At 33.3% G+C, this 12,776-nt stretch carries 18 protein-coding genes, 1 tRNA gene and 3 pseudogenes; 17 read left to right on the top strand and 5 right to left on the bottom strand.

Annotated elements, in window-relative coordinates:
• Positions 1-736 precede the first annotated feature (736 nt).
• The 10 genes and pseudogenes from LDO51_RS17010 to LDO51_RS16965 form a co-directional block, all read left to right on the top strand.
• Positions 737-970, top strand: a complete 234-nt coding sequence (locus LDO51_RS17010; RefSeq protein WP_154599176.1) for a hypothetical protein — start codon at positions 737-739, stop codon at positions 968-970.
• 263 nt (positions 971-1,233) lie between these two features.
• A complete protein-coding gene (gene cspE, locus LDO51_RS17005) occupies positions 1,234-1,446 on the top strand; it encodes a transcription antiterminator/RNA stability regulator CspE (RefSeq protein WP_036975560.1) in 213 nt (70 codons plus the stop codon).
• Positions 1,403-1,576 (top strand): annotated as a pseudogene (locus LDO51_RS17000) (hypothetical protein); the annotation flags it as partial. The gene cspE and the pseudogene LDO51_RS17000, both read left to right, overlap by 44 nt.
• Positions 1,577-1,785: 209 nt before the next feature.
• Positions 1,786-1,941: a hypothetical protein gene (locus LDO51_RS16995; protein ID WP_154599177.1), complete on the top strand. Its 156-nt coding sequence runs from the start codon at positions 1,786-1,788 to the stop codon at positions 1,939-1,941.
• Positions 1,942-2,085: 144 nt separating this feature from the next.
• A tRNA-Asn gene (locus LDO51_RS16990) sits at positions 2,086-2,163 on the top strand.
• A gap of 60 nt (positions 2,164-2,223) precedes the next feature.
• The gene (gene psiE / locus LDO51_RS16985; RefSeq protein ID WP_154599178.1) at positions 2,224-2,634 is read left to right on the top strand and encodes a phosphate-starvation-inducible protein PsiE; all 411 of its coding nucleotides are present in this window, start codon (positions 2,224-2,226) and stop codon (positions 2,632-2,634) included.
• A gap of 230 nt (positions 2,635-2,864) precedes the next feature.
• The gene (locus LDO51_RS16980) at positions 2,865-3,071 is read left to right on the top strand and encodes a DUF2767 family protein (RefSeq protein ID WP_154599179.1); all 207 of its coding nucleotides are present in this window, start codon (positions 2,865-2,867) and stop codon (positions 3,069-3,071) included.
• A 491-nt stretch (positions 3,072-3,562) separates the two neighbouring features.
• Positions 3,563-4,042, top strand: coding sequence for a GNAT family N-acetyltransferase (locus LDO51_RS16975; RefSeq protein ID WP_036979447.1), 480 nt, complete (start codon positions 3,563-3,565; stop codon positions 4,040-4,042).
• A 341-nt stretch (positions 4,043-4,383) separates the two neighbouring features.
• Positions 4,384-4,551 (top strand): annotated as a pseudogene (locus tag LDO51_RS16970) (NADP-dependent isocitrate dehydrogenase); the annotation flags it as partial.
• A 130-nt stretch (positions 4,552-4,681) separates the two neighbouring features.
• Positions 4,682-4,857 (top strand): annotated as a pseudogene (locus LDO51_RS16965) (DUF2612 domain-containing protein); the annotation flags it as partial.
• Positions 4,858-5,020: 163 nt separating this feature from the next.
• Here the strand turns inward: LDO51_RS16965 and LDO51_RS16955 are convergent.
• Complete coding sequence (locus tag LDO51_RS16955; RefSeq protein ID WP_225575524.1) at positions 5,021-5,752, bottom strand: glycerophosphodiester phosphodiesterase family protein; 732 nt, start codon at positions 5,750-5,752, stop codon at positions 5,021-5,023.
• Between the two features lie 31 nt (positions 5,753-5,783).
• Here LDO51_RS16955 and LDO51_RS16950 point away from each other — a divergent pair, with 31 nt between their 5' ends.
• Entirely contained in the window at positions 5,784-5,933 is a 150-nt protein-coding gene (locus LDO51_RS16950) for a hypothetical protein (protein WP_225575523.1), read from the top strand.
• 183 nt (positions 5,934-6,116) lie between these two features.
• Complete coding sequence (locus LDO51_RS16945; RefSeq protein ID WP_225575522.1) at positions 6,117-6,875, top strand: YnfC family lipoprotein; 759 nt, start codon at positions 6,117-6,119, stop codon at positions 6,873-6,875.
• 95 nt (positions 6,876-6,970) lie between these two features.
• Here LDO51_RS16945 and LDO51_RS16940 read toward each other — a convergent pair whose 3' ends face one another.
• Complete coding sequence (locus LDO51_RS16940; protein WP_225575521.1) at positions 6,971-7,351, bottom strand: DUF805 domain-containing protein; 381 nt, start codon at positions 7,349-7,351, stop codon at positions 6,971-6,973.
• Positions 7,352-7,737: 386 nt separating this feature from the next.
• On the opposite strand from LDO51_RS16940, the gene LDO51_RS16935 reads away from it, so the two are divergent.
• Positions 7,738-7,977, top strand: coding sequence for a hypothetical protein (locus LDO51_RS16935; protein ID WP_225575520.1), 240 nt, complete (start codon positions 7,738-7,740; stop codon positions 7,975-7,977).
• Positions 7,978-8,145: 168 nt separating this feature from the next.
• On the opposite strand, the gene LDO51_RS16930 is transcribed toward LDO51_RS16935, so the two are convergent.
• Positions 8,146-8,715: a cytochrome b/b6 domain-containing protein gene (locus LDO51_RS16930; protein WP_225575519.1), complete on the bottom strand. Its 570-nt coding sequence runs from the start codon at positions 8,713-8,715 to the stop codon at positions 8,146-8,148.
• A 322-nt stretch (positions 8,716-9,037) separates the two neighbouring features.
• Between LDO51_RS16930 and LDO51_RS16925 the strand changes: the two genes are divergently transcribed.
• Positions 9,038-9,328 carry a nuclear transport factor 2 family protein gene (locus tag LDO51_RS16925; protein WP_225575518.1) on the top strand — a complete coding sequence of 97 codons (291 nt, stop codon included), beginning with the start codon at positions 9,038-9,040 and terminating at the stop codon, positions 9,326-9,328.
• Between the two features lie 80 nt (positions 9,329-9,408).
• On the opposite strand, the gene LDO51_RS16920 is transcribed toward LDO51_RS16925, so the two are convergent.
• Positions 9,409-10,251: an MBL fold metallo-hydrolase gene (locus LDO51_RS16920; protein ID WP_225575517.1), complete on the bottom strand. Its 843-nt coding sequence runs from the start codon at positions 10,249-10,251 to the stop codon at positions 9,409-9,411.
• Between the two features lie 213 nt (positions 10,252-10,464).
• Between LDO51_RS16920 and LDO51_RS16915 the strand changes: the two genes are divergently transcribed.
• Both LDO51_RS16915 and LDO51_RS16910 read left to right on the top strand, forming a co-directional pair.
• The gene (locus tag LDO51_RS16915; RefSeq protein WP_225575516.1) at positions 10,465-10,803 is read left to right on the top strand and encodes a GlpM family protein; all 339 of its coding nucleotides are present in this window, start codon (positions 10,465-10,467) and stop codon (positions 10,801-10,803) included.
• A 226-nt stretch (positions 10,804-11,029) separates the two neighbouring features.
• A complete protein-coding gene (locus LDO51_RS16910; protein WP_225575515.1) occupies positions 11,030-11,371 on the top strand; it encodes a hypothetical protein in 342 nt (113 codons plus the stop codon).
• A gap of 48 nt (positions 11,372-11,419) precedes the next feature.
• On the opposite strand, the gene LDO51_RS16905 is transcribed toward LDO51_RS16910, so the two are convergent.
• The gene (locus tag LDO51_RS16905) at positions 11,420-12,199 is read right to left on the bottom strand and encodes a class I SAM-dependent methyltransferase (protein WP_225575514.1); all 780 of its coding nucleotides are present in this window, start codon (positions 12,197-12,199) and stop codon (positions 11,420-11,422) included.
• Positions 12,200-12,426: 227 nt separating this feature from the next.
• On the opposite strand from LDO51_RS16905, the gene LDO51_RS16900 reads away from it, so the two are divergent.
• Entirely contained in the window at positions 12,427-12,771 is a 345-nt protein-coding gene (locus LDO51_RS16900) for a DMT family protein (protein WP_154637746.1), read from the top strand.
• Positions 12,772-12,776: the final 5 nt, after the last annotated feature.

The following is a 12,776-nucleotide window of genomic DNA, read 5'->3' as shown; positions in this document are numbered from 1 at the left end:
ATATACAGTAAAATATTAATGGAGATCAAGAAATAAGGTAAAATTTATCTTATGGCTAAGAAAATGACTTCCCCAAAACCATTTAAATAATATCGTTAAATCAAGAGGTTAAATGATAGTTGAAAATGGCATAAAACCAAGGGTTAATGCCATTTAAATAATTATGAATCAATAAGTTAAGTTATTATTAAGCGCATGAATAAAATATAAATATAGAATTTACTTTCTAAAAATAAAATTAGCTAAAAGTAAAAAGTTAATAAAAAATTGTTATCAATTGTATGTATAGTGAGTAAGCATTTTAATTATTAGAGTATTTTGCATGAAATGCTTCCTAACTAAATGTTTTCATTTATAAAATTATTAATTAAGTTAATGTATAGATAGTATGTTATAGTACATTAAATAATCATGCCTCATTGCTATAAAAGCAAATCTTGCCTTCGCAAGCTTTTATCTAACAAATAGATGCGGTATCCAAGGGAAGTAATTCCTAAGGGACTACCTATGAATTTATCTACATTGTACCGAAACATTTTATCACTTACAGGAAATGCTTTAATAATAGTTGTATTACTGTTAGCTGCATTTTCACTTGTATACTGGATGTAAGACTATTCTGCAGATCACGGAAATAAAAGGTATTTAGCCTCTGAAAACTAAGTGTAGAGGTTTAAAACCATCGATTATGGGGATTGTTAGTGTGCTTCCTCTCGTATAGCTTAATGGAGAAAAAATGAACTATTACATTCAGACAATGATGGAACCACAGGGTAGTTATAAAATGCATAAGATTGGATGTAAGAATATGCCTATAGCTGTAAATAGATTTTATCTGGGTAACTTTTTAAATGCTATGCAAGCAATTAAAATGGCTAAAAAATCAGGTTATGAAGTTGTAAAAATATGCTCTAGCTGTATAAATAGTGGTATAACGAATTCAAATAAATCGCTAAATATGGCTTTTTAATTTGCATTTATACTATCAATAGTAAGCTTTTCTGAAAAAGGAGTGAAATATAAAATTTGCTATTATTGTGTTTGTGTGGCCTAATGGTTTAACTGGTTTGGAAGTACAGGCCTATTTATGCTAGTCAGTTTAAAGTCGTTCACCATTTAGCGTTATCTAAGATACCCTTCATTGCGAATTCCTTCTAATTAATTCCCATAAGTAAAAATAAAAAACAAACCTAATATGCCTTATGGCAAACTTAAAAAATTAAAGGAAATTCTATGTCTAATACAATGACTGGTTCAGTAAAATGGTTTAACGACGATAAAGGTTTTGGTTTCATTACTCCAGCTGATGGCTCTAAAGATGTATTTGTTCATTTCTCTGCAATTCAGAGCGATAACTTCAAATCTTTAATTGAAGGTCAGCAAGTTTCATTCATCATTGAAAATGGTGCAAAAGGTCCTGCTGCAGGACAAGTGGTGGCGCTTTAAAGACACTATAAAAGTCTATCTATACTTTAAATGTCCTTGCTGTAGTGGATCTCAATATAGAACCTCACAGTTTGATATTTCAGTAAATAATCCACATGGGGCTAAATGCATTTTTTGCAAAAGCTCAATGAAAGCAAAAGTTTGCTGATTAAAATTTCAATAGCACTTAAAACCTCGTTACAACGAGGTTTTTTTTATTTAAATCGTATTTATTTAAATGGATGTGTTAAGGTTAAGGAATAATTATACCTCATTGCTATGAATAGCAAATCTTGCATCCGCAAGCTTTTATCTAAAAATAAATGTGGTATCCAAGGGATATTTACCCAAGGTATACTAATGAAAAAGCAAACAGTTCAGTGTTTAGTTGTAACTATTTATAAGAACATACTCATTTTGGCTGTGTTAACTATAGCGATCCTTGGTGCAATTTATTTCTTTGATACGCCATCATTAAATAAGCTTGGTAATGGGTATGTGTTTTCTAACAATTAACTCATAAGGTGTATTCTGTGAACTGGTTTCCTCTTTATCGACGTATTGTTATATATTCAGGAAATATATTTGTAGTAATTATATTAGTAGGGATATTAATTTTGATTACTTCATATGTAGTTAATTTATTTAAATGATTTTTTCCCACCATTAACTCAACTGGAAGAGTATTTAGCCTTATTAAGTCTAAGAGTCGAGGTTCGATGCCTCGATGGTGGTCCATTTCCTTAATTAATGATATTACTATTTAATATCAAAGGATTAATATCCTGTGGGTGTATCATGTCAGGACTAAGTCAATCCAAATTGATTTGTAGAATATTGCAGTGGATTAGTAGTGCCGCATTACTTTTACTTGCTGTTATATTAATAGCCTTTTTAATAAAAGAAACTGTTGTATTAGCAGGGTTATTATTTACAGCTAATGATTCCATATCAATTTATTTATTAGTAGATGGCCTTATTGTTTATTTTTTATACTTTGAGTTCATTGCATTGATTATTAAATATTTTCAATCTAACTATCATTTTCCATTACAGTATTTTATCTATATTGCAATTACTGCAGTAATTAGGTTAATAGTGGTTGAGCATAAAGATCCACAACTCTTTATTATTTACTCCGTATCAATATTAGTACTTATTTTTGCTCTATATGTTTCCAATGCTGATAGGTTAAAGCCCAAAGAATGATTTTATTATAAAATAAATAATTAGCTTAATGATAAGCTATGGTAGGAAAGTTGATCTAAACAAGTAAAATAATTAATGAACTAAAAATCAGAAAATATTTGAATATGAAAAATATTAAATGAATTCATTAAATTTTTTACAGAAAAATTAATTATAGTAAAACTATACAAATCTTATCTGGGAATTACGTTAACTAAGTGATACTGTTGAGAGAATACTCAGAGGTGATTATGGATACGGATAAAGATGTAATTTATATGCGAATATGCCAAGTAGTTGGTCGGGCTGTTATGTTGCTAAATGAGTCAAAGCATAACATTACTGGAGAGCGCATATCTGCGATCTTAAAAGAGCAAAAAGAAAGTGAGCAAGAGAAACAAATGATTACCATATATGCCATTGCAATTGATTTAATGGATTCTAGACGAACGAATTAATTTCTAATATTATCAATAACTTAAAAACCTCTATTTTTGCTATGTAAAAGATAGAATATTAATGATAATGTCATAAATATCAGATGATTAATATAGCTATATACTGCTGCGTCATGGAAAATGATGCGAAGCGATATCTGATCCCCTTAACACAAGATAATGTTGTTCTAAAAAAGTTATAATAAGGTACTTATTCAGAGTAAACCTTTAAGTTTTGGTCTCCATCAGCTTTGTGCCATGAGCGGAAATTCAAACGGACGCTGTAAATAATTAAAAAAGTCCGATGTAATGGAGCGCAGCAGTGAATATGATTTATTTCTTAGAAGAAATATCATCAGAAGTGTTCTAATAGCTTATCTTGATAGATGTGATAAGTTCTACTATCCCAATTCTTTGCTGAATAGGTCATGAAAGTATCATTAGAACCATAACGTTATGATAATGTCAGTAGAATTATTTTATTCATGCATTTTTTCATAAGGGATCTGTATTTGATTTTAGAATTTAAAAGACTAACAGAGGTCAATGTTAGCAATATTATTACGCTCAATAACCATCCTGATGTATTACGGCACATGCCATTGGGAAGCCCCGATTTTAACTACCAAAAGTGTATAGAATGGGTGGCACAAAAAGATGCTCAATGGAAAGAACATGGTTATGGCCCGTGGGCAATTATGATTAATGAGCATTTTGCTGGGTGGGGGGGATTACAATATGAAGACGGTGATGCAGACCTTGCCCTGGTGCTTCACCCAGATTATTGGGGGGCTGGTAAAATAATCTATGACGAAATTATCAGACGTGCTTTCTGTGAGATGAAACTAGAAAGCATCACTATTTTACTGCCCTTGAGTAGGGTAAAAATTAAAACTATTTTACGGTTGGGTTTTCAACCTGATGGTGAAGTGATGTTTGATAGCATATGTTTTCGTCGGTTCCGCTTATTAGCAACGCAAGAGCCTATATAAAGTAGGTTGTTACCTAAAAATGCATTAGCGGTCGCGCTAACCATGCATTCCTGAACAGGGATAATTATGAACGTCCGCTTATTGTTCAAACCAGACACTCGAGTTTAGCTGTCTAATTAAAGCAAAGATAATTTAAGCGATTAGAAAAGACGATTATTGTGATGGGTTAATTGTGTTAAAATCGATTAATTTCCACTCAATGTTTGAGAAATAGCAGTTATCAAAACTAAATTAATCATTTATGTTATCAATGACTTAAAACTCTCTGTTTTTATCATGAAAAAGATAAAATATTTATAGTAATATGATAAATATCAGATGGTTATGATTAATGTATCTATATACTGCTGCGTCATATGGGTTGGGTTGAAGCAGCAGACTTAATCGTTAAAGGTATGGAAGGCGCAATCGCGGCTAAGACTGTAACTTACGATTTCGAACGTCAATTAGAAGGCGCTAAATTACTGAAATGTAGCGAATTCGGCGACGCAATGATCGCACACATGTAATTTATTACTTAGTGTGAACAACAACGGGAGCCTAAAAACTCCCGTTTTTTTGTTCAATTAAAATCTTCCCCAAAACTCTTCCCCAAAACGGTTCAAAAAATAGGCTATTTAAATCGCAATAATTTGCTATTACATGTACTACGTCTTTAACTATAACCCTGCGAACGTCTGTGGCTTCTATTAGAAAACTTCGACCTTACGCCTCACCCTTCGGGTGTTAGCGTCAAATATCGCATTATGACGAATAAATCCTTCAGTTACGGAAAATTCCGCAAAAACTTCCTGAGCAGTCATTTCGGAGCATAAATATAATGACTAAAAATGTCAAAATCCTCTTTGCCACACAAGGGGATCAAACTTCTATTCCTAACGAAGTACAAGCCGATGGCGCCGTGTCTTACACGCAAGGCTAAAGTAACAGTAAGAGATAAAATTTAATTAAATCCATCACTGTCAAGTCAGAGACTATTTATCTAGGGATTCTGTCATAGTATGTGCCATCTAAATAATCTCTATTTTCCTTTACTTGTTTTTCTATTTCATCATCAGTACCGAAAAAAAACATGTATATTTTAACGTCAAGCACTCTAAGCATTTTTAGCCGTAACTTGTCTTTCCTTGTTCTAGGTGCCCCCGTAACAACGTACTGTATATTCATCTCTTTTAACTGGTTAATTTTGGGGAGAAAAAACATTTTTGCAGACGGAGTTTGTAAGATTTTAGAAAAAGCGTCATAGTTTGCCATTCCGCCATCAAAAAGCTCTCCACCTATAATCAGAGATTCTTTTGAGAATAGCTCCATCTTTAAGCGGTCTTTATCTACAAATAACGATGTTATGAGTGCTGGGTCATTTATTTTATCTGTGATAAGAACTGCATCACCATGTTCAAGAAACCAATTATTTATATCCGCAAAACTCAAAGGGGTGTACTTCTCAAGGATATTTAAGCGTTTAAAATCAGATAAGGTTGGAGGTAGATTGCCTTGATATCCAGTAAATTCAGCCCACTCATCCCATTCATGAACTGCGACGAGGTGACTATCTTTAGTTTCACTGATATCAAGTTCAAAAACACGAGCACCTTTTTCATATGAACTATTCAGGGCTTCTAGAGAATTAGTATAAATATTACCATCAATTTCTCCACCTGCATGAGCTATCACTACAACTTCATTTTTATTCAGGCTTGCTATCTTCATTTCAATGTAGATATACCCACAGGTCAAAAAAATGAAAACAAATAGAAGCACCCAAGAAAAAAAACGCAGTAACCTCATCAAAATGTACCTATTTACCATTTACTTGCAGTGGAAATATTTTATCACGACGGTACCCATGAATCATCCTGCGATTATCTTAATGCAGCGTGAAGAGGTTTAGTGAATACGTATAATTACGCATTTGTTGTGTTTTTTTATAAAAAATGGCGCTGGAAGTTAGTTTGATAAATGTTAATATGACAAGGATTATTTGTAGTGAAATTAACGATGTAAATAAAAACTAGAAAAAACAGTTATAAAGTTTAGAACACAGCAATTTAGCAATTTTGAGGTATGTAATTATATGAATAACAAATGCTTAGCTTCAATTGTTCAATTGGCATTATTTACCGTCTCCTTCCAATCCGTAGCATTTCAAAATAATGAGTATAATCCGATCGTTTTTAATTTTGCGCAACTCTATGATTTCAATCCAGTTAAAGGGAATATCAAAGAACTGAACACCTTTGTTTATAATGAGGATGAAACTATTAATTACCAATCTACATTAAAGATTGGTCGTGATGGTTGTGTTGATAGTTTCACGATGAAACAAAAAAAAGATGAGTATTTAAATAGCATTGATAACTGGCTTTCAATCAAACGAGAAAAAAATAAATTAGTGGGTTCAGATGTGAATGGACCTGTTGAAATGGAAGTGGCAGGGAATTGCTTGATTATTTCAAGGACTGATAGTAACGGGAAGTTAATATATCAGTACAATAATGATGGGATAATTATAGGATCAATGAATGCAGAGCCTAAAGTTCAATACAGCGAAAATACGTATAACGAGAATAACCTTCCTGAGACGATAAAATATTATAAAGATAATATTGTATTCTCTGAAAGTATCATTAGTTACGGCAAAGACATAAAAAAGCCATTTGATCTTCAAATGGAAATTAAGGCACTTGGTTTACCTATCTTATTTGTCGACTCCAAATGTGACTATGACAAGCAAAATATTGCACATAAATGCAATTTTATACTCACAATCATATCAAATGGAAAACCAATAAAGTTACCAAAAAGAAGTATTACGGAAACCGTATTTTATTAGCGGGTAAGAAATTGAAGCAAATAGATTAAAACTGTTTTGAAAAGGGTTTAAGAAGGCAGTGAAATAAGCCCCTTACTTAATAAGGGGCACTATTTTTATACTTTTGGATCTGCGCCAAAACGGTTATCGCCTTTAGTACCCTCTAAGCACATGAAAACGAGTAATACGATCCCACCAAATGGGATGAATGTGATTAAATACCACCAACCTGATTTTTCAGTATCATGTAAGCGACGAACAGATACAGCAATAGAAGGGACGATGGTTGCTAAAGCGTAAATCCCCAATAAAATTACTGCAATCATGCCTAGTCCACCCATTTCGTCTGTTGTGTAATCAATAGATGAAAATACGAGTGAATATAACACCATAATGATAATAGTGTTGATTAAGGTGAACATCCAATATTCTTGGCGTCTAGCGCGACCTTCGAAATTAGCATAATTATTCTTGATGACTTCTAAATACCAATTCATGTTTATTCCTTAACGAAAAATTGAGTGGTGAGTATAGGAAGAGCTTAAATTTGTGTAAATCAGCATTATCTGTATATTTCAATGTAACAGTAAGATAATTCTTAATAAAATAATCTATGCCCATAGAGTAATCTGTTAAAAATAGATATGATTACGAAAATCCATATTAATTCTAGCAGCTTATTTCTATTTTATAAAATATTACGCTGATTTTTTGGATTTATAATAATCTGAGACTAAAGGTATGAAGTATTTAAATGAAGAGGGGATAACTGCTTTAGTTTAATGCAAAAAAAGATGAGTATATTAATAGCGAACATAATGAACTTTCGGTTAAGTGTAATAAAAATAAGATTATTTGAGATGACGTTAACGGGCCGGTTGAAATGAAAGTTGTGAGTAATTGCTTAATTTTATCTAAAAAAGATTCAGATGATAAATTATTGTATCAATATGGTGAGGGTGGCTTTATTAAGAGTACATGGATTGCAAGACTCAAAAACCAAGTGAATTTCATTATGATAAGAACGGAAGCTTATACGCTATATTATAATGATAATAAGTTATTTTTAAAGACGGTTGTAGAATATAATAGTGGCCCTGCTAAACCACATGAATTTTTTTAGAGGTTAAAGTACTTAATCAATCAGCACTGATGGCTGATTCTAAATGTGAATATAATCAGCAAGCTGTGATATTTAAGTGCCAATTTATTTTGACACTTATTTCGGAAGGAAAGCCAATCATATTGGAAAAACACAGTACGACGGATGCTTTATTCGCTTAGTCGTAAGTTAATGGGGGGCTTTTCTCCATAGGATAAAATGCAATAATCCCATAAGGCCATGCCCCACAATATAAGCTTCGATTAGCCCTGTGAGTGTTTTATGAATATTTCTCGCTTCAGGAGCTAATGATGAATTTTGCCACCATAAAATAAACCAAGTCACACCAGAAAGGACAACAAGTGCCAATGCACCTAATCCAAGTCCTTGTACACTGGTTGCTAATCCTTTAGGTGAGCTGTCGGGAAGTTTTAAACTAAATAAGCTTTTGACATCATTTTTTATCTGTGTGAGATCTCCCCATAGATAAGGATAGAAATATCGAAATCCTCGATTTGAGAGACAGATAAAAATGAGAATAGCCGCCAAAAATAATAAGCAAAACCCAATGATAATGTGTAGCCAAGTAAAATAATATGCAAGCCCACTTGCTGGGATAGCACCAATTTTGCTGACAGACATCCAATTGCTGATGATAATTTGCCCAACAACCAATAAAAATATCATACAATGAGTTAAGCGAACTGCGGGTGTTTGATAAGTACCAAAAAACTGCCAAATAGATTTAAACAGCTTCATATTATTCCTTAAAAGAATTCTTTCTCGATTATTCTACGTTGTAGTCTTTCTACTTATAAAGTTCAATAAGTTTATTTTGATGATAAGAATTAGATGAATAGATTTGCGTAATGCAAATAAGAATTATTTGTACCCAATAAAAAGTTTGGTGATTGAAAGCCGGGTGAGTTGCCCGAATATAATATTAAAAATGTAAAAATAATATTATACAGAGGAGTAGGCATGAATAAGATGATATTTGTAGAACAGGCATTAAAATCGGTTCTGGGTAAACAAATTGGAGAGTTAGAAGTAATTAAGCAATTTTTTTTCATTAGATTATGTGCAAGTAGTTGATGGAAAGCTGATTGATTTTACCGAGTTCTGTAAGCATGTGCTGGTGTTAAAAGAAGCCACTGAGAGTATCACGATCAATATTAAGTCGATTGCAGAAGGTGAAAACTGTGTTCATACACAACATATTGCGAAGGCAGTAAAGAAAGAGGGCACAGTGAGTGAATTTGAAGTATTTGCTTGCTTCCATTTGATGAATGGAAAAATTATTCGATGTGAAGAGCTGACGAGAATGTTATCAGGTTTAAAACATGATAATGATTTGGGTTCAAGAACATAAACATATTATAAGGTAATTAATATGAAACCATGTAGCTAATATAGGAATTATTTCAATTAGTTACATGATTAAATGTTATTTTATGCAGGATAAGTGAGTTGCATACCAGTCCCAACCTCTTGAACAGGGGCATATTTCGCTAAATGAATTTTGGCAGCCAAGTCAGTGCAGTGGCATGGGTGTATCTGCAATAAATTCTGTTTTTTAAAATACTCACTGGTTTGGTTTAACAGCTCATTAGAAGCTTTTTGTAAATGGAATCCGCCGATGACAGTCACAATTTTGTCTATTTTGGTGACTCGCTTAGCGTGCTCTACAATATTACAGATCCCTGAATGTGAGCACCCCGTAATAACAATCAATCCCTCGGAAGTTTTAATCGCAAGGGCGCTATCATCAAGCACATAATCATCAACGCTATTGTTATGCTCATCAATAGTTTTACCAACCGGCTCTTTCCCTTCAAATGTGTTATTTCTTGGGATTTCACCTAAGAAAATCACATTCTCAGAAACAGAGTAAGCACCTTTGGTTTCAACTGTATCAAAGTAGGCAGTTAAAACATTTTTGGGGGTATTCACGCCAATAATTTTTGAGTGATAACTTTTAGGTTGCAAAGCGTCTGGGTGATAAATCAATTTTTTGGACTTATGGGATTCAACATTTCGGCGATCTAAATATTGAATAAGGTGATTAATTCCCCATGTGTGGTCATTGTGACCATGGGATAAAACGAGGTCAGTAATTTGAGCTAGGTCGATATTGAGGATATTGGCATTGTTAATAAAAACATCGGAATAGCCAGTATCAAATAGGATTTTCTTACCGTCAGCTTCAATGTGGTAGCAGACCGCGGGCTCACCACAGAAATAGCTGTCAATGATGGTGTTGTTATCAACGAGTACAGAAATTTTTATTGTCATTTTTATCTCTTTTCTTTGGTTGTTTCATTATCCAAAGAAGTTATATCAGAATAATGGCAAAAAATATTCAACCACAAATAAACATATATGGTGTAAAAAACTACATGCTTAAATATGTGATCGGGAAAGGATTGTTTATGAAAGCTAACTAGTCAATGAGAGTGGTTTAGAGTAATAATTAGTATAGATATTCTTAATCTTATTGAGTTCGCTATGATTTCTTTATTGGTCAAATGTTTGTTTGGTGCACTAGCTGTTTTTGTTATCGCGATTCTCTCGCGTAGCAAGGTTTATTATATTGCGGGATTGGTTCCTTTGTTCCCCACTTTCGCATTAATTGCCCATGTTATAGTGGTTCAGGAGCAAGGCGCGGAGGCGTTAAGAAAAACAGCATTGTTTGGTTTGTGGTCATTAATCCCTTATGCAATGTATTTAATCACTGTTTATATTTTTGCAACTAAGTTAACACCGTGGTTTTGCTTAAGTTTAGCAACGTTAATTTGGATAGTTGCTGCAGCTGTTTTAGTGTATTTCTGGCAAATTACGCAGTGAAATTCATAAATACAAAGATATTATATCGTGAATTAAATTAAAAAGTGAAATTTTCAGCATTTAATTTCATATACAACATATCGGTGTTAGGCTTGCACTCGAATTATTTTTTAGACAATTTATAATAATACTCAGTGTGTTCTAATTCACCATTTTATAGAGAAAAATGTTACTAAGAGTCCTTGTATTATTATTAATTGCGGGCTGTTCCTACATAGCAGGTGTGATGACAGAAGTTTCTTCAAACACTGAGATGGATGCAGAGAGTAAAGTCAAAAGCGCCGTTGAGGATTTTCTGGTATATCCATCAGCCGCAACATACAAAAATGTCAAATATCATGTCCTGAATCATAATGAAGAGGGCGATGAGACTGGTTACTATTGTGGTGAAGTTTTTGGGTTTGAAGATGGTTTACCTTCCGGGTATAAACGATTTATTGTTCGTTTACATAAAAACAAAGAAGGTAAAACAGTGGTTTCTATTCCACTGGTTGAAAAAGTCGATGACATTGTCCCCGTTGAACAATTTGATCCGATCTGGGAACGTTATTGCAATCGATCATCATAAATCATAATAATTAAAAGGTAGATTGATCTTTTCATTATCAAAACTACCTTATGGTTTTATTGCCAGTGTCGCTAGGAATGTTGGCAAGAAATTGTCGATAACAAATCGTGGATTTGGCTGCCAATCTTCTTGAAAACCTGCAATGTTAAAGCCTGCCTGTATTTGCCCACCAATTAAGTCAGTCAGTGAATGACCAAAGACAAACGCTTCTTGTTTCGCTTGTTTTGACGCTATTTGTTCTTGCGATAAATTCTCGAATTCTGAAAACGGCATGGTATATCGAGGTCGAATAATTGTATTTTCTGCAGGATTTTTTTCTCTATCATCAATAAATACGACAGGGTTAAAAAAGCTTGAAAGCAATCGACCTTGCGGTTTCAGTACTCGAAAGCATTCTTGCCATACAGGATTAACATCGGGAATATATAAGTTTGAAATCGGGTGAAAAATAATATCAAATGAATTGTCTTCAAATATAGGCAGATGACGCATATCCCCTTGAACCGTCGTCAGTGCTAAATTATTCCGCTTAGCCACCATGCTATCTTGTTCTAACTGTTTTTCTGACAAATCAAATACTGTCACGATAGCACCAGCAGCAGCGAGGAGTGGCCCTTGCTGTCCACCAGCAGAAGCTAAACAGAGAATTTTTTTCCCCTTTATGTCACCAAGCCAAGTTTTATTCAATGGTGTTGGCGTTAGATGTATTTCCCAATCTCCTTTTTTTGCTTCTTCAATTGTTTGGCTATCAACCGGAGTAGACCAGGGTTGTTGAGATGCTGCTTGTTTATCCCATGCCTTTTGATTAGCAGTAATAAAATCCATCATAAAGTGTACCTATAAATACATTAATTGAGGTCATTGTAACCGTGGCAAGATTAAAGTAAATGATAAAATGTACCTAAAAGTACAATTTATTTTTCTATTAGGTAAAAATGCAAGTTATTTGGCTGGTTATAAGTCAGTATAATAATGAATAAGTATAGGAAGATGATTGAAATTAGGGAGAGTTGTTCGCATAATATATTCATATTTGAACTCGCCATTGGCTTATCATGCTAGCAAAATTTTATCCTGTCATCTTATTAATTATTTCTAATGTATTTATGATGTTCGCTTGGTATGGACATTTAAAATTTACTAATAAGCCATTATATATTGTCATATTCTTTAGTTGGTTGATTGCCTTTGTAGAATACTGTTTTGCGGTACCTGCAAATCGCTTAGGGCATCAATATTACAGTGCGGCTGAATTGAAGACGATGCAAGAAGTGATTACGTTATGCGTATTTGCCGGGTTCTCTGTGCTTTATCTAGGTGAGAGTTTTACAATAAACCATATTATTGGCTTTATTCTTATTTTTGCAGGCGCATTTTTTATTTTCAAAGGACCTTTTTAGTTAAA

Origin of the sequence: Providencia alcalifaciens, from assembly GCF_020271745.1 — a bacterium.
GTDB classification, from domain to species: domain Bacteria; phylum Pseudomonadota; class Gammaproteobacteria; order Enterobacterales; family Enterobacteriaceae; genus Providencia; species Providencia alcalifaciens_B.
The sequence above is the reverse complement of the archived record's forward strand: the minus strand, read 5'-3'. Positions and strand labels throughout refer to the sequence as shown.